Origin of the sequence: Bacillus sp. FJAT-44742, assembly GCF_002797315.1 — a bacterium.
GTDB lineage: Bacteria > Bacillota > Bacilli > Bacillales > Marinococcaceae > Thalassorhabdus > Thalassorhabdus alkalitolerans.
The window spans coordinates 2,139,362-2,158,297 of sequence record NZ_KZ454936.1 but is presented as its reverse complement, the minus strand read 5'-3'; the positions used below and the strand labels follow the sequence as shown (position 1 = coordinate 2,158,297).

General features: G+C 41.4%; 16 protein-coding genes and 2 pseudogenes. 12 read left to right on the top strand and 6 right to left on the bottom strand.

Annotated elements, in window-relative coordinates:
- Window positions 1-369 precede the first annotated feature (369 nt).
- Window positions 370-1,161 carry a Cof-type HAD-IIB family hydrolase gene (locus CEF17_RS10710; RefSeq protein ID WP_100399515.1) on the top strand — a complete coding sequence of 264 codons (792 nt, stop codon included), beginning with the start codon at window positions 370-372 and terminating at the stop codon, window positions 1,159-1,161.
- Between the two features lie 44 nt (window positions 1,162-1,205).
- On the opposite strand, the gene def is transcribed toward CEF17_RS10710, so the two are convergent.
- Together def and CEF17_RS10700 are read right to left on the bottom strand one after the other, a co-directional pair.
- The gene (def, locus tag CEF17_RS10705) at window positions 1,206-1,751 is read right to left on the bottom strand and encodes a peptide deformylase (RefSeq protein ID WP_100399514.1); all 546 of its coding nucleotides are present in this window, start codon (window positions 1,749-1,751) and stop codon (window positions 1,206-1,208) included.
- A gap of 159 nt (window positions 1,752-1,910) precedes the next feature.
- Window positions 1,911-2,078: a YjcZ family sporulation protein gene (locus CEF17_RS10700; protein WP_100399513.1), complete on the bottom strand. Its 168-nt coding sequence runs from the start codon at window positions 2,076-2,078 to the stop codon at window positions 1,911-1,913.
- A 246-nt stretch (window positions 2,079-2,324) separates the two neighbouring features.
- On the opposite strand from CEF17_RS10700, the gene CEF17_RS10695 reads away from it, so the two are divergent.
- From CEF17_RS10695 to lpdA, 5 genes are all read left to right on the top strand, one after another.
- A complete protein-coding gene (locus CEF17_RS10695; RefSeq protein ID WP_100399512.1) occupies window positions 2,325-3,083 on the top strand; it encodes a YkyA family protein in 759 nt (252 codons plus the stop codon).
- A gap of 721 nt (window positions 3,084-3,804) precedes the next feature.
- On the top strand, window positions 3,805-4,890 hold the full coding sequence (gene pdhA / locus CEF17_RS10685) for a pyruvate dehydrogenase (acetyl-transferring) E1 component subunit alpha (RefSeq protein ID WP_100399510.1): 1,086 nt from the start codon (window positions 3,805-3,807) through the stop codon (window positions 4,888-4,890).
- Between the two features lie 3 nt (window positions 4,891-4,893).
- Complete coding sequence (locus CEF17_RS10680) at window positions 4,894-5,871, top strand: alpha-ketoacid dehydrogenase subunit beta (RefSeq protein ID WP_100399509.1); 978 nt, start codon at window positions 4,894-4,896, stop codon at window positions 5,869-5,871.
- A gap of 198 nt (window positions 5,872-6,069) precedes the next feature.
- The gene (locus CEF17_RS10675) at window positions 6,070-7,377 is read left to right on the top strand and encodes a dihydrolipoamide acetyltransferase family protein (protein ID WP_100399508.1); all 1,308 of its coding nucleotides are present in this window, start codon (window positions 6,070-6,072) and stop codon (window positions 7,375-7,377) included.
- Window positions 7,378-7,380: 3 nt separating this feature from the next.
- Window positions 7,381-8,793, top strand: coding sequence for a dihydrolipoyl dehydrogenase (lpdA, locus tag CEF17_RS10670; RefSeq protein ID WP_100399507.1), 1,413 nt, complete (start codon window positions 7,381-7,383; stop codon window positions 8,791-8,793).
- Window positions 8,794-8,991: 198 nt separating this feature from the next.
- Here the strand turns inward: lpdA and CEF17_RS10665 are convergent, their stop codons facing one another.
- Window positions 8,992-9,381, bottom strand: a complete 390-nt coding sequence (locus CEF17_RS10665; protein WP_100399506.1) for a thioredoxin family protein — start codon at window positions 9,379-9,381, stop codon at window positions 8,992-8,994.
- A gap of 197 nt (window positions 9,382-9,578) precedes the next feature.
- The gene (locus tag CEF17_RS10660) at window positions 9,579-11,270 is read right to left on the bottom strand and encodes a glycine betaine uptake BCCT transporter (protein ID WP_100399505.1); all 1,692 of its coding nucleotides are present in this window, start codon (window positions 11,268-11,270) and stop codon (window positions 9,579-9,581) included.
- Between the two features lie 389 nt (window positions 11,271-11,659).
- Here CEF17_RS10660 and CEF17_RS10655 point away from each other — a divergent pair, with 389 nt between their 5' ends.
- The 4 genes and pseudogenes from CEF17_RS10655 to CEF17_RS21045 all read left to right on the top strand — a co-directional run bounded on the left by CEF17_RS10655 (window position 11,660) and on the right by CEF17_RS21045 (window position 15,321).
- Window positions 11,660-12,532: a polysaccharide deacetylase family protein gene (locus tag CEF17_RS10655; protein ID WP_100399504.1), complete on the top strand. Its 873-nt coding sequence runs from the start codon at window positions 11,660-11,662 to the stop codon at window positions 12,530-12,532.
- A gap of 265 nt (window positions 12,533-12,797) precedes the next feature.
- Window positions 12,798-13,247: a hypothetical protein gene (locus CEF17_RS10650; RefSeq protein ID WP_100399503.1), complete on the top strand. Its 450-nt coding sequence runs from the start codon at window positions 12,798-12,800 to the stop codon at window positions 13,245-13,247.
- A gap of 149 nt (window positions 13,248-13,396) precedes the next feature.
- Entirely contained in the window at window positions 13,397-13,690 is a 294-nt protein-coding gene (locus CEF17_RS10645) for a DUF3055 domain-containing protein (protein ID WP_100399502.1), read from the top strand.
- Window positions 13,691-14,097: 407 nt separating this feature from the next.
- Window positions 14,098-15,321 (top strand): annotated as a pseudogene (locus tag CEF17_RS21045) (IS110 family transposase).
- Window positions 15,322-15,470: 149 nt separating this feature from the next.
- On the opposite strand, the pseudogene CEF17_RS10635 reads toward CEF17_RS21045, so the two are convergent.
- Window positions 15,471-15,671 (bottom strand): annotated as a pseudogene (locus tag CEF17_RS10635) (IS5/IS1182 family transposase); the annotation flags it as partial.
- 465 nt (window positions 15,672-16,136) lie between these two features.
- On the opposite strand from CEF17_RS10635, the gene CEF17_RS10630 reads away from it, so the two are divergent.
- Window positions 16,137-16,265, top strand: coding sequence for a GapA-binding peptide SR1P (locus tag CEF17_RS10630; RefSeq protein ID WP_100399501.1), 129 nt, complete (start codon window positions 16,137-16,139; stop codon window positions 16,263-16,265).
- Window positions 16,266-16,309: 44 nt separating this feature from the next.
- On the opposite strand, the gene CEF17_RS10625 is transcribed toward CEF17_RS10630, so the two are convergent.
- Window positions 16,310-17,785, bottom strand: a complete 1,476-nt coding sequence (locus CEF17_RS10625) for an aminotransferase class I/II-fold pyridoxal phosphate-dependent enzyme (RefSeq protein ID WP_100399500.1) — start codon at window positions 17,783-17,785, stop codon at window positions 16,310-16,312.
- A gap of 176 nt (window positions 17,786-17,961) precedes the next feature.
- Here CEF17_RS10625 and CEF17_RS10620 point away from each other — a divergent pair, with 176 nt between their 5' ends.
- Entirely contained in the window at window positions 17,962-18,924 is a 963-nt protein-coding gene (locus CEF17_RS10620) for an NAD(P)H-dependent flavin oxidoreductase (RefSeq protein WP_100399499.1), read from the top strand.
- Window positions 18,925-18,936: the final 12 nt, after the last annotated feature.

The window sequence follows — 18,936 nt, the reverse complement described above, 5'->3', positions numbered from 1 at the left end:
CGTACATGCCAGTCTAGAAATTGTAAGGTATTTTTCATTATTTTTCAATAGAGAAAGAGGCCGAATGTTAAATTCAGGCATTCAATAAGCGTTGTTTTGGTAAAAGATTCCGGCATCCCTTCAGTAATCTTTTTCTCCATTTCCTCATCATTGACTATCCCTCCTTGTATTTGGTTTGCCCTTATTATGTGCGGCCTGCCGGAATTCTTGCCCTGAAATACTTGGAAGAAAAGAAGCTGCCTTTTTCTTTTCAATCTTATCTGTTTGCTTCATAATGGTAGGAAATCAGGTAACAGTGGAATTTTCAGTATAAAAGCAGATGCTTTACATAAAAGTAAGCTGCGGTAAGAGAAAAAAGGAGTGGAGAAATTGAAGAAGCCAGGCATTGTATTTTTTGATATTGACGGTACGCTTTATACAAAGGAAATGATTGTACCCCCTTCGACTAAGGAGGCAATTGCTGAGCTGAAAAATAAAGGAGTCTATGTTGCTATTGCTACGGGACGCGCCCCTTTTATGTTTGAAGAGCTTAGAGAAGAATTAGGAATCGAAACGTTTGTCAGCTTTAACGGTTCATACGTAGTGGCAGAAGGAGAAGTAATTGAAAAGAAGCCTTTGAATTTTAACTACCTAACCCGTCTGAAGGAGCATGCAGAATCTCAGAATCATCCCATGGTTTTTGTCGATCATGAAGATTTTCGTTCTACGGTAAGCAACCACCCTCATATTGTTGAAAGTGTAGGCGGACTCCAATTACCGTATCCTTCTGAGGATCCTGACTATTTTAAAGAAAGAGAAATTTATCAGGCATTGCTTTTTTGCAGCGGACACGAGGAACATGTATATTTACACTCCCATCCGAAGTTTGATTTTGTTCGCTGGCATAATCTTGCTGTGGATGTGCTTCCTCAGGGAGGGTCGAAGGCAGAAGGTATCAAAACAGTTGCTCGACACCTCGGGTTTTCCATTGAAGAAGCTGCTGCCTTTGGAGATGCGTTAAATGACATTCAAATGCTGGAAATGGTTGGTACTGGAGTGGCTATGGGAAATGCTTTAGATAAGACAAAAGCTTCAGCTGATTTTGTTACGGCATCCGTGGATGAAGGGGGCATACGGGCAGGCCTGGAGAGACTCGGTCTCCTTGAAGGTAATAAGGTATAATGAAAAAAGGCTCCGTTTTCCGGAGCCTTTTGCAAGGAAATAAATTACAGGTCGGGCAGTGACCTTTTCATTTTGTCATCATAGTCTTCGATTCGGTCATAAAACATTATACCGTCAAGATGATCAATTTCATGCTGGAACACGATAGCAGCAAGACCACGGAGTCGAAGCTGAACCTCTTCTCCGTCTTCTGTGGCAGCCTTAACAGTAATCCGGGAATACCTCGGTACAAGCCCAGGTACATCTCTGTCAACGGATAAACACCCTTCACCGTTATCAAGGTGTGTTGTTTCAACCGAATGACTTACGATACGTGGGTTAAATAGTCCATAGCTGTATTCCCTTTCCTTTTCATCTATAAGATGCACAGCAAAGAATCGTTTGCTGATTCCAAGTTGAGGGGCTGCGATACCTACTCCAGAGCGGAGGCCGTATTTCTCAGCGATCTCTGGATCCTGGCTGTTTTTTAAGAATTCAAGCATTTTTTGCACTGTTGCTTTATCTTCTTCCGAAGGAGGCAGAGGAACTTCTTTTGCTACCTGTCTCAGTACAGGATCTCCTTCTCTAACAATATCCTTCATTGTAATCATTGAATTCACTCCTTTCTTACTCGTGGTGGTTATTATTAATTCATATAACAATACCGGTAAATTCAATACTAAGGTCCAAAGTATATTATAAGCAAAAAACTACAGTATGTAAAAGTAAAAGCTCCTGCCGGAATTGGCACGGAGCCTTTACAAAACCAATTATTTGCTTGGTGTGTGATGAGGGAAACGAGAAGCTCCAACAATGATTAACAAAATGAAAAGAACTACAATCAAAGCAAAGCCTCTTCCTGGTCCGTGTCCTACACCTGCTACTTGAGTAGGATATCCATATCCGCAAGGATCATAACATCCACCGTGGCCCCACATTATTCATTCCTCCTTCAAAAATCCGCTCTCTTGAGCGTTTCTATATCACTGTATGTAAAAGAAACCATAACGGATGGTCAAATGCCCATTAATTATCAGCTTTTTTATTCCAGGATTAATATGGAAGATTAATTGATTTAAGAGAAATATTGCTATATCATTGGGGAAGCGAATAACATTTTTTGGTTATTTGTGGTTTTGTGTAGAAATAAACCTTTTTATGATTGAATCTGGGGGACGAGACATATGAAAAAAATAATACTTAGCAGCATAGCTGCATCCAGCCTTTTAGTCATTTCAGCCTGTGGGGAAAGTAGCTCTGAAGCAATTTATAATCATTTGGAAGAAGCAGTGGAGCTTGAAGAGGGATTTCAGCAGCAGCAGGAACCATTAATGGAGGCTGAACAACAGGAATATGAAATTTATGAAGAAATTTTATCCCTGGGTCTTACTGAATTAGAGGAAATACAGGCTCTTTCAAATGAAGCCCTTGAGCTGGTAGATGAAAGAGAAGAGCGGTTGGAAATGGAAAGAGAAAGTATTGAAGCCAGCTATGAAGAGTACCAGCAAGCAGAAGAGGAAATGGAGAACCTTGAGGAAGACGAGGAAATTGCTGCTGCCGAGGATATTAGAGACACAATGAACGAGAGGTATGCCTCATATGAGGAGCTCTATACAAATTATTCGGAAGCCATTGAGTTAGATCGTGAATTGTACCATATGTTCCAGGATGAAGAACTTGAAATCGACGAACTTCAGGATCATATTGATACGATAAATGAAAGGTACCGCTCTGTGGTAGACAGTAAAGAGCGATTTAATGAATATACAGACAGATACAATGAAGCTAAATCTTCTTTTTATCAAGCAGCAGGGCTGAATGTAGAAGAAACAGAAGCCCCTGAAGCAGAAGGTCCAGATGAAGATGATGAAGAGGAAGACAATGGTGAAGAAGAGGAAGAACCAGAAGCAGAAGAACCTGGCGATGTAGTCGATAACGGGTAAAAAGTCGCCATTCCTACTGGAACATTCCGGTTTATAAATAAAGAAGGTTCCGATTATCAGATTGATAATTGGAACCTTTTTTGGTTGTGTATGAAACGGAATGAGTGTTTTGTGTGTGTGTTACATCTAACTAGGTAATGGCTCAACCACCTTCTGACCGGTATACCAACCTCAAAAGGCGGGACTGTTTTCTCAAAGACATCTGATATGTTAGTGGTTTACCTTTTAATCTTTCTCATTTTTGGCCATTCTTTTTTTATGTTATATAAAGTGTTACATTTTTCCTTAGCCGTATTAGAAGGGTTTGATGTAAAGCTGTTTAGTATAAACTTTAAAATGATATATAACAGTTTAGTGGATTTTCACTATGTGCAAATTTTTAACAAAGCAGTGAAATAGTAATTGCAAAAGGATTGACGAACCTTTTTGGATTAGTATAGACTAAGTGTTGGATAAAGGTTGTATTACTTTTTTAAGAAAAATCGTGATACAGAAAGAAATATGAAAAAATGGGTGGACAGTGATTATAGAGGATGAGAAAAGGGAATAAGGATTTTTAGGCTTATTCTTAATGAGTTTGATCACTTATGGTTACCCTACGTTTAGGTGTTTTTATCCAGCTAGGTAAGAGGCGAGGGCACTCCTCTTCTCTTATATATAGTTTGTCACCCTTTACAATGGAAACAATGATTTCTTATTTAGAGGAAAGGAAGAGGTGAACATGGTGGCTACTAATACAATTGAGCAAGTCGAAGGTCACTTTGAAACATTTCAGATTTTAAATGAAGATGGAGAAGTAGTGAACAAAGACGCTATGCCTGATCTTTCAGATGAGGAGCTCCAGGAATTAATGAAGCGTATGGTCTATACAAGAATTTGGGACCAGCGTGCCATTTCTTTAAATCGTCAAGGCCGTCTTGGCTTTTATGCACCAGTAGCTGGGCAGGAGGCTTCTGCGTTAGGTTCGCAATTTGCACTAGATAAGGAGGACTGGATTCTTCCTGGTTATCGTGATATTCCACAGATTGTTTGGCACGGTCTACCTTTGTATCAGGCCTTCCTATGGTCCCGAGGACACTTTCATGGCGGTCAGTACCCTGAGGATTTAAATGTAATCATGCCGCAGATCATTATTGGTGCTCAAATCGTTCAAACAGCAGGGGTTGCCCTTGGTTTAAAACGAAAAGGAAAAGAAAACGTTGCAATTACTTACACGGGAGATGGCGGTGCTTCCCAAGGTGACTTCTACGAGGGCATGAACTTTGCCGGAGCTTATGATGCACCAGCTATCTTTATTGTCCAAAACAACCGTTTTGCGATCTCTGTTCCGGTTGAAAAGCAGTCTGCTGCAAGCACGATTGCCCAAAAAGCAGTAGCGGCAGGAATTCATGGTGTACAAGTTGATGGCATGGATGTACTAGCGGTCTACGCAGCGACAAAAACAGCCCGGGAAAACGCGTTAAAAGGTGAGCCTACCCTTATTGAAACGCTAACCTACCGTTATGGTCCTCATACGATGGCAGGGGATGATCCAACGCGCTATCGTACATCTGACCTTGATAATGAATGGGAAAAGAAGGACCCTCTTATCCGCTTCCGGAAGTATCTTGAAAGCAAGGATCTTTGGACTGAGGAAAGAGAAAATGAAATTGTAGAACAAGCAAAAGAAGATATTAAAGCTGCGATTAAACAAGCAGACGAAACACCAAAGCAGAAGGTCACTGACCTTATCGGATTTATGTTCGAAACATTGCCAGCTAACCTTCAAGAGCAATTGGAAGAATATAGAGCGAAGGAGTCGAAGTAAGCTATGGCGCAAATGACCATGATTCAAGCAATTACAGATGCCATGCGTACTGAGCTGAACAACGACGAGAATGTGCTCGTTTTCGGTGAAGACGTAGGACAAAATGGCGGAGTATTCCGTGCAACAGAAGGGCTTCAAAAAGAATTTGGCGAAGAGCGTGTGTTTGATACACCACTTGCCGAATCAGGTATCGGTGGACTTGCCATCGGACTTGGTGTGACAGGATTCCGTCCTGTTATGGAGATTCAGTTCTTTGGTTTTGTATTTGAGGTAATGGATTCCATTGCAGGCCAAATGACACGTATGCGTTACCGTTCCGGAGGGAACTACCACTCTCCAATCACTGTTCGTTCTCCTTTTGGAGGAGGGGTTAAGACACCTGAAATGCATGCGGACAGCCTGGAAGGCCTTATGGCTCAGACTCCAGGATTAAAAGTGGTTATTCCATCTACTCCGTACGATGCGAAAGGCCTTTTAATTTCTTCTATTAGAGATAACGACCCAGTTGTTTATCTTGAGCATATGAAGCTTTACCGTTCTTTCCGTGAAGAAGTACCTGAAGAAGAGTACACCATTGAGCTTGGAAAAGCAGATGTTAAGCGTGAAGGAAAAGACATCACGGTAGTAACTTATGGAGCAATGGTCCATACATGCTTGAAAGCTGCCGAAGAGCTTGCAGAAGAAGGGATTGAACTGGAGGTTGTTGACCTTCGTACAGTCAGTCCGATCGACTTGGATACAATTCTTGCGTCTGTAGAAAAAACAAACCGCGTGATTGTCGTTCAAGAAGCGCAAAAACAAGCTGGTATCGCAGCACAGGTAGTAGCTGACATTACTGAGCGTGCCATTTTGCACCTTGAGGCTCCTGTTATGCGAGTAACGGCTCCTGATACTACGTACCCGTTTGCAGTAGCTGAAGATATCTGGCTGCCGCACTACAAAGATGTAGTGGAAAAAGCAAAAGAAGTAATGAACTTTTAAATGAAGCTCATAGATTCCTGACTGGAAAAGGAGTCAGGGTAATCCTGATTACCTTTTTCAGTCTCTTTTTTTACCAATGCATGCACGCAGCTTGTTTAGGGATAGTAAAGAAAAATAGAGACTTTTCCTGTCCGTAAAAGGTGAAACTACAAGGAATTTTTCTATCATTTTTAGTTAGTTAAAAAGGAGGCACTATCTGTGGCATTTGAATTTAAACTACCGGATATCGGTGAAGGTATTCATGAAGGTGAAATTGTTAAGTGGTTTGTAAAAGAAGGCGATACAATTAAGGAAGACGACGTTCTTTGTGAAGTGCAGAATGACAAAGCCGTTGTAGAGATTCCTTCTCCTGTTGATGGCACTGTTAAAGAAGTGAAAGTGGACGAAGGGGTTACCACAACTGTGGGGACGACAGTATTAATTATTGATGACGGAAGTGAAGATGCTCCTTCCGGGGACGACAGCAGCGAACAAGAAGCTGAAACAGAAACACCAAAGGAAGAAAAGAAAGAAGAAGCGTCTGAAGCGGCTGCTCCAGCAGCTGAAACAGATACGGATGTTGATGAGGATCGTCGTGTCATCGCTATGCCATCTGTGCGAAAATTTGCCAGAGACAAAGGTGTAGATATCCGTAAAGTCAGTGGCAGCGGAAAAAATGGCCGAGTGCTGAAAGAAGACGTTGAGTCCTTCCTTGATGGCGGACAGGAAACAGCCGGCACTGAGGAAAAAGCTGCAGCCAGTGAACAAGAACAGAAAGAGCAAAAGCAAGAGAAGCCTGCTGCCGCATCCGCACAAGCTACAGAGCAGCTTGAAGAGCGCGTGCCACTAAAAGGTATCCGCAAAGCGATCGCAAATGCTATGGTTAATTCCAAGCAGACAGCTCCTCATGTTACGCACATGGATGAAGTAGACGTAACAAATCTCGTTGCAAACCGTAAGAAGTTCAAGCCGGTTGCTGCCGAAAAAGATATTAAGCTTACGTATCTGCCGTATGTAGTGAAAGCTTTAACTTCTGCCGTGCGTGAATTCCCTGCACTAAATGCTTCTATTGATGATGAGAACCAGGAAATCGTTTATAAAAACTACTTTAATATTGGTATCGCAGCTGATACAAAACAAGGGCTTGTCGTTCCAGTAGTAAAAGACGCTGACCGCAAATCCATCTTTATGCTTGCTAAAGAAATCAATGAGCTTGCATTGAAAGCCCGTGACGGCAAACTTTCAGCTGAAGAAATGAAAGGCGGTACTGTTACCATTTCAAACGTTGGTTCTGCTCAGGGACAATGGTTTACTCCAGTTATCAACCACCCAGAAGTAGCAATCCTTGGAATTGGCCGCATTGAAGAAAAAGCAGTAGTTCGTGATGGAGAAGTTGTCATCGCACCTGTACTTGCTTTATCATTAAGTTATGACCACCGTCTCATCGATGGCGTCACAGCGCAAAACGCATTAAACCACGTGAAGCGCTTACTTAATGATCCTGAACTAATCGTAATGGAGGGGTAAAACATGGTTGTAGGTGATTTCGCAGAAGAAGTAGACACGCTGATAATAGGTTCCGGACCAGGAGGCTATGTAGCAGCAATCCGAGCAGCTCAGCTTGGACAAAAGGTAACAGTAGTTGAAAAGGGAAGCACTGGCGGTGTGTGCTTAAACGTTGGATGTATTCCATCAAAAGCACTAATCGAAGCCGGCCACCGTTACCATAATGCAAAAGGCAGCGATGACATGGGTATCACTGCTGAAAATGTAAGCTTAGATTTTTCCAAAGTACAAGAATGGAAAAGCGGGATTGTTAATAAGCTTACAGGCGGAGTGGAAGGCCTTTTAAAAGGAAACAAAGTTAACCTTGTAAAAGGAGAGGCATATTTCTCTGATAGTGACCAAGTAAAAGTTTCTTCAGAGGATGGCTATGGCTCACAGACCTATAAGTTTAAGAATTGTATTATTGCTACGGGTTCCCGCCCAATTGAAATTCCTAATTTTAAATTCAGCGACCGTATTATTAACTCTACAGGCGCTATTAATTTAAATGAAGTTCCTGATAAGCTGGTCGTTATCGGCGGAGGCTATATCGGAATTGAGCTTGCTGGGGCTTATGCAAATCTAGGAAGCGAAGTAACGGTTCTTGAAGGTGAAAAGCGCATCTTAGGCGGGTTTGAAAAGCAAATGGCACAGCTTGTCCAGCGGAATCTTAAGAAAAAAGGCGTTACGTTTGAAACGCAAGCTTTTGCTAAGTCTGCCGAGGAAACAAAAGATGGCGTGAAGGTAACAGCAGAAGTAAAAGGTGAGGAAAAGACGTTTGAGGCAGACTATGTTCTTGTAGCGGTAGGACGCCGTCCAAATTCTGATGAGCTTGGATTAGAGCAAATCGGAGTCGAGCTGGACGAAAAAGGCTTGATTAAAGTAGATAAGCAGTGCCGTACCAGCTCTTCTAACATCTATGCAATCGGTGATGTTATTGCTGGTCCTCCACTTGCTCATAAAGCATCTTACGAAGGGAAAATCGCTGCTGAAGCCATTTCTGGTGAAGCGTCTGAAATCGATTATCTTGGAATTCCGATGGTTGTGTTCGCAGAGCCAGAGCTTGCAAGTGTTGGTTATACAGAAGCGGAGGCAAAGGAAGCTGGTTACGACGCAGTAGCTTCTAAATTCCCATTCCAGGCAAATGGTCGTGCCCTCTCACTTAATGAAACAGATGGTTTCTTAAAGCTTGTTACTCGTAAGGAAGACGGGCTGGTCATTGGAGCTCAAATTGCAGGTCAAAATGCATCTGATATGATTGCTGAAGCTGGTCTTGCCATTGAAGCAGGTATGACTGCTGAAGACTTGGCTATGACCATTCATGCTCACCCTACTCTTGGTGAGATTACTATGGAAACAGCTGAAGTAGCTCTTGGAACACCAATCCACATTAAGTAATAGTACGCGAAGGCTGGGACAAAAACCAGCTAATAAGAAGGGCCCTCACCATCCGGTGAGAGCCTTTTTTTGTTTCTAGTATTTAGTAGTTGCTTGTTAAAAATACACTTGCATGCATCTAAAGGCACAAGTGCGACATCCGTTCAGTTTCAGAAGATAATTGGAGCCTTATTTACTTAGATGAGTCTCCAGCTTATTCTAGAATCTTTCATTAGATGGTAAAATGATTTCCTGAAGGAAGGCTTCAATCTTTTCATAATTTTGAAATCCAGAAAGGCTTCCTTTTACTTCTTCACCTTTTATTATTAACAGAGTAGGAAACTCTTGTATATCAAAAGAGTTAACTAGCTTTTCTTCAGAGGAATTTATAATAATAACTTTCTGGTCATCAAAGTTATTTTGTAAGGTAAGTAAGGCATCGTAGTAGGGAGATTCTTTTTCAAGGTTGTTCTCGTCGGAAAAGAAAAGCGTGATTTTTTCATTTTCATTTAATGAATAGGGGGGAGAGGTCTCGGCTTCAGAAAAAGATACGCATGCGGATAATCCTAACAATATAACAATAATGAAAAAACGGCATAAGACCCTCAATCTCTCCACCCCCATTAGTAACAATGCCTTATTTCTATTATTGTATTACCAGAAGCTGGTTGATTAAAACGCGAAACCATAACTTGTAATCAAAAAGAAATATTAAGGTCTCTCATGTTACATGTTACGAGGTTTTTCTCACGTATAGGATTAGAATGTCAAAAGCCCCCATCACTTTCGGTGATAGGGGGCTTTTCTTATTTATCTTTGTCTTTGTCTCTTTCTCTTTCTCTTTTATAAGCGTTTCGTTCTTTTTTAAATTCTTCTCTTTCTTTTCTCATTTCTACTCTTTCTTTTTTCATTTCCTCAATATCACGGAGCAGGCGTTCTTTTTCTTCCCTGAACTTTTTGCGCTCTTCTTTAAGCCTAGGCGTCCGATCTCCTTCAGCTGCTTGTTGTTGAAGAGCGGCTTTTTCAGCTTTCAAAGCTTTCAGCATCGATATAACCATAAAGATCATAATGATGGTAAAGGGCAGGGCCGCTATAATTAGTGCAGTCTCCAGGCCTGCCAATCCACCTGATAAAAGCAGCACGGCAGCAGCAGAGGATTGAATAATACCCCATACAGCTTTAACAGATATAGGAGGGTTCATGCTGCCGTTTGTTGTCTGCATGCCGAGTACAAATGTAGCAGAGTCTGCAGATGTGATAAAGAACGACATAATGAGCAGCACAGCAAGTACAGACATAGCCGTTCCTAACGGGAATTGCTCCAATACAGAGAACAAGGCGACTTCCATTCCTTGTTCGCCCATAATGTCATAAATAAGTCCGTTTTGGTTAATGTCCAGATCAATAGCCGTTCCTCCAAAAACAGAGAACCATAAGCCGCCAAATAGCGTAGGAACAGCAAGTACACCTACAACAAACTCACGGATGGTCCTGCCTCTGGAGACACGGGCAATAAATGTACCTACAAAAGGCGACCATGCAATCCACCATGCCCAGTAGAAGACTGTCCAATCTTCTACCCAGGCCGAATCACCAGTGAATGTATTTAAGCTAAAGCTCATACTTGGCAAGTTTTGAATATAGCTTCCAAGCGTTTGTGTAAAGACATTCATGATAAACACAGTCGGCCCTACAATGAGGAGGAAGAGCATTAAGCCTATCGCAAGAAAAATATTCGTCTTACTAAGGATTCGGATCCCTTTGTTGATGCCTGTCATGGAAGAAGCCATGTAAAGCACTGTAACACCTAAGATCACCATTAATTGAGTAAACGTGTCATTAACAATAGGTTCGAATAAGTGGGCAAGCCCTGCTGTCATTTGAGCTGCACCAAACCCAAGGGAAGTAGCAACACCAAAGATCGTGGCAAATACCACAATCACATTGATTGTTGTACCGATACCGCCGTTAATGCGATCTCCTAATAAAGGTTTAAACGCTGCGCTCAATACCCCAGGAGCATCATGACGGAACTTAAAGTATGCAAGTGCCAATGCTACCACAGTATAAATTGCCCACGGGTGAAGCCCCCAGTGGAAAAATGAATATCGTAAGGCGGCAGCGGCTGCTTCATTTGATTCCGGCTCTTGATTAGGGGGTCCATAAAAGTGGTAAAGAGGCTCTGCCACTCCCCAGAATACAAGTCCAATCCCCATACCTGCTGTAAATAAAAAAGAAAACCAAGTTAAGTAATTGTACTCTGGTTCCTCATCGGGCTTACCTAGTTTAATTTTGCCGTAAGGACTGACGATAAGAAACAGGGCAAAAAGCAAAAAGCCTGAGGCCGCCAGTAAGTAAAACCAGCCTAACTGTGTAGAAATAAATCCTTGGATTTCCCCAGTGACCATTTCTACGTTATCAGGTGCAATGACTCCCCAGAGTATAAATGCGAGAGCAATCACCAGGGAAATAAGAAACACGGGTGTCAGCTTCTTCATAAAAAAGAAAAACCACCTTTCAAGTCAAATTTAGAGGGATACATCTAGTGTTAAATATGGAAATAATTTCTATTACTCAAGACCTAGAAAGCATCCTTTTTTCCATGGAACATGATAAGTGAAATTAAATTGGAAATCTTTAAAAAACCTTACCGCACATAAGCGCCGGTACACATTATAACATGAACAAAACTGTATGCAACAGTAATAAGGCTCCTACTTTTTGACTATCAGAGCCATACCCTTCCATTGCTGGAAATAAACATTTCCTTTAGTCTTTGTTATATTAATGAATTTCATGTCATAAAAAGAAGGTATCTCTTCCCACAATTTCCACAAATTTTGGTAAACTTAGGACATATCATAAATCGGTTCTGGAGGGGAATTACTTGAAAAAATACATAGGAATATTTGCTTTAGCGTTAACAGTTACGGCATGTACTGAGACTGAAACCGATGTGGAGGAAGTTGACGAAGAATTGCCGGAAGAAAACAATATCGAGGAAACGGATGATGAGACGGCTGATATTGAGGATACGGAAGAAGGCGGGGATGTGGATGAAGATCCGGGAAGTGATGCCCTGGACGAAGAAGAAGAGGAGCAGGGGGATGCAGAGGCTGCTGCTGAGCATGAAGGAAGCTATACAGTAAACAAAAATGACTGGTCTCTTGAACCTGTGAATGATGCAGATGAACAAGTCGTACTACTAACAATAGACGATGCTCCAGATAATCATGGGGTGGAAATGGCTGAGATCCTCTATGAACTTGATGCTCCTGCTATCTTTTTTGTAAATGGCCACTTTCTTCAAAGCGAAGAAGGAGAGGAACAGTTGGAAGCTATCTACGATATGGGCTTTGCCATTGGCAATCATACAATGAATCATCAAAAACTTGACGATGTGAGTGAAGAAGAACAGAAAGAGGAAATCGTGGGTTTAAACGATCTCATTGAAGATATCATTGGAGAAAGGCCAGAGTACTTTCGTGCTCCTCATGGTGTGAATACAGACCATGCCAGCGAAGTAGTGGAAGAAGAGAATATGATTCTTATGAACTGGACCTATGGTTATGATTGGGAAGCTGATTATACAGAACCAGAACCTTTAGCAGAAATAATGGTAGAAACCGAACTGTTAAGAGATGGGGCAAACCTGTTGATGCATGACAGAGAGTGGACAATGGAGGCGTTAGAGGATATTGTTCTTGGCCTTGAAGACAAAGGCTATGGTTTTGTCCATCCTGACCAAATTAAAGAGTAATGAAAACAAGCGTGATAGTTCCAGAGTGATTGTGAAAAAAGGATTGCCTTCTAAAGAATGAAGTAATGAGGCAGTTCCTTTTTTAGCGTAAATGCATATAGCTGGTAGAAAAATATATCAAAGAACGTCGAATAAAAAGAACTTTTTTATAGTATTGACGAAAGTGAAAATTTCCCTCCTCAAGGGTTTTCATTTGTGCTATTCTATCGGTAGAAATTAAGGAGAAGCATAGATATAAGCTAACGTAAGCGGGGGGAGGGGAATGATGAACAAGCCTGAAATATTAGATGAATTAAGGATGGAAATCGGTCTTTCCTTTGATTATGCTGAATCTCTGGATGATTTTTTCAGCCGTATTGTTTACAACTTTGACAGCTTGCCTGAGGATTTCTGCTGTGCAATATATGAGAATCATTGGAATGAGTTTGTGAAGAATTGCAGCGGTAAAGCGTGGCATATGCCAGCTTCTGTTCCTTTTGGCCACAAACCATTAAGCCTTTGTGCTATCAGGGGATCCATTACCGTTTATTATGAGATTGATAAGCATTACTTATTATCACCCTTTTATAAAGGCTGTCAGCTTCTTGGTATCTTTATCGTTGGAGTCCCCCATGGAAAATACAGGATAGAAGAAGAAGACTTACTGTTCATGGAAGAGGTCAGCAGATTTTTGTCATCCAAGGTACCTCGTTTTCAAGGACGAAACGCTTCCTGAGCGCTACAAAAACAGAGCAGGTCTGCTCTGTTTTATTTTATTTATGAAGAAAATAAACAAAAGGTGGTATATAAAGTGACAAACTTGTAGTTACGGTTTCAGTTTCTTCTTATAATAAAGAAAATTTATACATTCAAGGAGGGGTCTATATGAAATTTCCAAAATATTTGTATGAGGAAGAAGAACAAGCTAATGTCACTTATGTGGGGCTGGCCACGTCAGAAGGACGTTATGATTTTGGAGTTATCTACACAAATATGTTTTTTGGAAAGCCTCTCGTCGTTTGTATGCAAACGGGGCGTTCCACATTGCTTGGTGATGAAGATCTTTTGAGCTCAGGCAATATACAGCTCGCTTTTCAACTATCAAGCAGGAAGGCAGCAGTAGAAGTAGCTGCGTATTTAAAGGAAACCCTGCCGTCCACTAGACTTCAGCCCAAGTAATTCAGACAGGGCAGCCAAAGAGGTTATCTTACGGTCGTATGAAGAGTGAAAAGAGCTGAGTGGCTTTTCTAATAACAAGATATCGAGTCTAGTGGGAATTGTATGAGTAATTGGGACGTATGTAAGTGTCCTAAAGATATCAAGAATTTAAAAAAACATACTAACATTAGTAGCGCAGACCAAGGCCATGGTCTGTGCTTCTATTTTTTTATAGTAGAAGTGAAGAAAGGCCGACCAGCCTCTGGGACCACGATAAGAGTCCGTATCAAAAACCGGCCACCTTCACACCCTTATTTGAATCAGTTTAGTATGTTGGGTCCAAGAGATCGTGTATAAGAAAATGGAATCAATAAGGCCCTGTGGAGACTTCTATATTGGTTAAATTGGTTAAAAAGGAGACGATTCATTTGAAGCATGTTATTGCACTTGATATCAGTAAAGGGAAAAGTACATTTGCTATTTATGACAGGTATAAACAATGTGAAGGTGCAGGAGAATTAACTCACACGCGTATCGACTTTGAACGGCTTCATCAAAGTATTGTAGAAATGACTGCTTTGGATAAACAAGCCCCCGACATTGTGTTTGAAGCAACTGGTATTTACTCAAAATCACTGGAAAAATTCCTGGCAACGAAAGGTCATTCATACTGCCGTATGAATCCATTTGAAGCGAATATGCAAATGGCAAAGATGCGTCGTCATAAGACGGATGTCAGCGATGCCCATGAACTTGCAAAAACCAACTTTACTATGCAGCGTGCAGCGACATATCAACAGGATGACTATTATGAACAAAAGCGTGCGATTACACGTTATTATGATGAAATTGATGAAGAGATGATCTTTTTACGCAGTCGAATGCATGCGATTTTACATCTATCGTTTCCGGAATTGGAACAGATGATTACACCACGTTCCGCTTTATTTTTAAATCTCGTACAGCTCTATCCTCATCCGGCACTTTTACTAGCACATTCGAAAACGATCATTAAAAATCGTTGAAACAGAATACCCGAAAGAATTTATCTTTAGAGCGTGCAGAGAAGAAGGCCACCGTATTATTGGAAGTGGCGGAAAACTCATATCCAGCTATTGATCCTTCGGACATTCGTTGTGATCAAGTGAGGGATTATGCTCGACGTATGGCGGATTTGGTGGAAAAAAAGGACAAACTCGTCAAACAAATGACGGCTATGTCAGAGGAACGAAAAGAATATAAGGTCTTGCGTTCATTTCCAGGAATCGGAGATTCCACAGCGTGTCGACTGATTGGCGAACTCGGCGATATTCGCCGTTTTAAAAATGCCAACCAACTGAACGTCTTCGCTGGAATTGATATCATGCATTATCAATCTGGAAATATGCAATATCGTGATCGTATAAATACAAAGAGGGAATAAGAAGTTGCGGAAGATTTTATTTTTTATGATTTGTTCGATGCTTATGGCAAAAGGAAAGCCAAATCACATAGTGGATTATTATCAGAGATTAAAAAAGCAACCTCAGAGTAAGCCTCATAAGGTCGCGGTTGTGGCGTGTATAAATAAGTTCCTGAAAGTGACGTTTCAACTTATTACACACGGCGTACTGTACGATTATGAGTCCGCACTACCAGCTCAAAGATCGTAACATATATTGTTTTAACTATAGCACATTGACCTTTCGAAAAAAAGGAAATCGTAAGGTCTTTTTACCATGCAAATTTGTGGGTGTAGGCGGAAGGGGCCCCCCTTCCTCCTACACCCACAAATGAATATAACAAAATACCCTTGACTAAAGACAAACATCATTTTAAAAAGCATAACAGGATCAATCGGCGGACGACCGTTGTCTTCACTGTAGTAGGGCTTGACTTTGTCATATATAAAGGAAAAATCAATTGTGGCTTCAATTTTCCGGAGTAAGTGGTCTTCAGGAACCAGTTGATCAATCGATACCATTTCCAATTCAACTTGCTTCTCTCGGATTGGACGTAACATGTGTTATCCTCCTTTTTTGAGTAGCGAAAGACGGCGACTCCGGCGGGAAGAGCAGGAGCTGAAGACCCCGCAGGGTGATTTTGCCGAGGAGGCTGAGGCCCTGCCCGCGGCATAGAAGACACCGTTCATGCGAATGAAATGTAGCTTGAACGGATGACACACTTGTACCTTTAGGTAAAAGCGTCCGTCTGTAGCGATTTCTTACTATATATTATACTACAGGTATCTGAATAATCAGATTATTAAAGGCGAAAAACAGGTTGTTGAGACGACTTTCTCAACAACCTGAAGAGGGACTTCCTTTTGGAAGTCCCTCTTTTTTAAACCTATTGTTAAAAATAAATTTATTAATTAGGTACTTTACTATAAATGTGTTATACAATTTATTATTGACATTTTTAATGTGACATAATAATATAATAGTAACAAAACATTAAACGCTTTCAAAAAAAGGAGATGGGTTCAATGGGAATCATCGTTTGCCAAACTTGTAATCGTACAATTGAGCACTTTGATGGAGAAAAGGTGGCCACTCTCTACGCGGTGAGCAGTGACTGTGAGAAATGTGAAACAAAGAAAGCCACAAAAAAATAACACATATATAAAAAGAAGGCTTTTACGTAGCCTTCTTTTTTTATTTATATGATTGGTTTGTGCTCTTTAATAACTTTAATTTTTTGCAGGCTTGGATCCTCGGGTCCTTGGACAGGGAGTCCTGCTTTCATGTTTTTTTCAATGTAGATAAGGTTTTCTTCTGTGATAATTTCGCCGGGCAGAAGAATTGGAATCCCAGGCGGATAAACCATAATAAACTCAGCAATAATTCTTCCTGCGGTTTCATAAAAAGGGATCAATTCTGTATCTGTGTAAAAAGCATCCCTAGGAAGCATGGACAGCGTTGGGATATCAGGGAGAGAAAGAGAAGTTACTTCTGTTTCTTTATGGACTGCTTCCTTTTCAAGGGACATACGCTGTATTGCTTTAACGAGCAAGGATGTCTCTTTCTCGCTGTCACCAAAAGACACAATACATAAAATGTTATACAGATCTGAAAGCTCAACCTCGATATTATAATGAGTGCGAAGCCATAATTCTGCTTCGTATCCGGTTATTCCTAGATCATAAACAGAGATTAACAGCTTTGTTGGATCAAATGAATAGACAGCCTTGCTGTTGTTAGTGGAAAAATCAGTACAGGAAATCCCTTTAATCTTATTTAAAGAGCTGCGAGCTTGATTCGCCAGTCTCATTGTCTTTTCAAGCAAATCTCTCCCTTGTGTGGCTAAATGCTTTCTTGCTGCATCAAGAGAAGCAAGGAGAAGATAAGATGTTGAGGTAGTTGTCAGCATGCTCATAATGGATTGGACTCTTTGAGGAGAGACCAGACCTTCTCTCACGTTAAGGACGGAGCTTTGGGTCATTGAGCCTCCCAGTTTATGGACACTCGTTGCTGCCATATCGGCTCCTGCCTCCATGGCGGATAAAGGGAGGGATTCATGGAAATGGATATGCACACCGTGAGCTTCATCTACGAGAACAGGAACTTCGTAGGAATGGGCAATCTTAACGATAGATGCCAAATCTGCTGCTACCCCAAAATAAGTGGGATTAATGACTAAGAGCCCTTTCGCATCGGGATGATGACTAAGAGCCTTTTCCACTGCCACGGTTGTAATTCCATGAGAAATCCCTAGCTGGTCGTCAAGCTCTGGATGGATAAAAATCGGCACAGCCCCGGAAAAAATGATTGCAGACATAATTGATTTATGAACATTTCGAGGAATGATGATTTTATCGCCTGGAGAACACACGGACAAGATCATAGTCATAATGGCGCCGCTTGTCCCTTGTATAGAAAAAAATGTGTAATCGGCACCAAAGGCTTCTGCAGCAAGCTGCTGTGCATCATCAATGATCCCGTGGGGATGGTGCAGGTCATCAAGCGGCTCAATATTAATTAAATCTAAAGATAAAGCATTTTTCCCTATATAAGAACTGAACTCTTCGTCCATTCCTTTTCCTTTCTTGTGACCCGGGATGTGAAATTGAACGGGTTCTTTTTCGGCATGGTCTTTCAGTGCAGTAAATAAAGGTGTTTTCCATTGCGAACTCATCGTTAACCCCCTGAAGATAGTAAAAACATGACTTAAAACAAGGAGATTATATCAAAAAACGTCAGGTATTGAAAATTAAAAAAGGATATAAGAAGGTATGAATCGAAAAAAGACATATTGTATGCTCTAGATTCAACAAAAACAACGGAACTTGAGGGAGAAGGGAGTAAGATAAAATGGAATGGAAAACGAGAGTGTCTGAACTTCTTAATATTAAGTATCCTATTGTACAAGGAGGGCTGGCTTACTTAGCTTATTCTGATTTAGCGGCAGCAGTGTCAAATGCGGGAGGACTGGGACAAATTACGGCAATGTCTCTTTCATCTCCCAAGGAACTTCGAGAGGAGATCAAGAAAGTACGAGAAAAAACGGACGGTTCTTTTGGTGTCAACTTTGCCATTGGCCAGCATGGTCGCCCATTTGAACATATGCTTGAAGCCGCCGTTGAGGAGGGAGTAGAGACTATTACAATGACAGGGGGAAACCCGGCTCCGATTTTTTCTTTCCTGGAAGGTGTGAAGGTAAACAAACTGGTGCTTGTGGCAGCCAGAAGACAGGCGGAAAAAGCAGAAGAACTTGGTGCCGATGCCGTTATGGTTGTAGGGCAGGAAGGAGGAGGTCACTTAGGAAAGCACGATACAGGAACGATGGTACTTATTCCTCAAGTAGTTGACAGTGTGTCCATTCCAGTTATTGCTTCAGGTGGCATTGGCGATGGCAGGGGATTAATGGCCTCTTTAGCGCTTGGAGCGGAAGGCATTGAGATGGGGACCAGATTTATAGCTACGAAAGAATGTGTTCATGCCCACCCAGCCTATAAACAAGCCTTGATGACCGGAACGGAAAGTGATACCGTGGTGATTAAGCGCTCAATAGGTGCGCCAGCCCGGGCATTAAAAAGCTTATGGACGGATAAAATACTAGAAACCGAAAAGGTATCGCCTTCCTATGAAGCCTTAAAAGATCTAATAAGCGGAGAAGCTAATAAGCATTTTATTTATGAGGGTAAGGAAAAAGAAGGCTTTGGCTGGGCAGGCCAGGTTATGGGAAGAATAAATGACTGTCCCAGTGTAAAGGAGCTCTTTGACCGCATCATAAATGAAGCATCCGATATAAGGCTGAAATGGGGGAAGGACTAAGGAGGTTTTTTG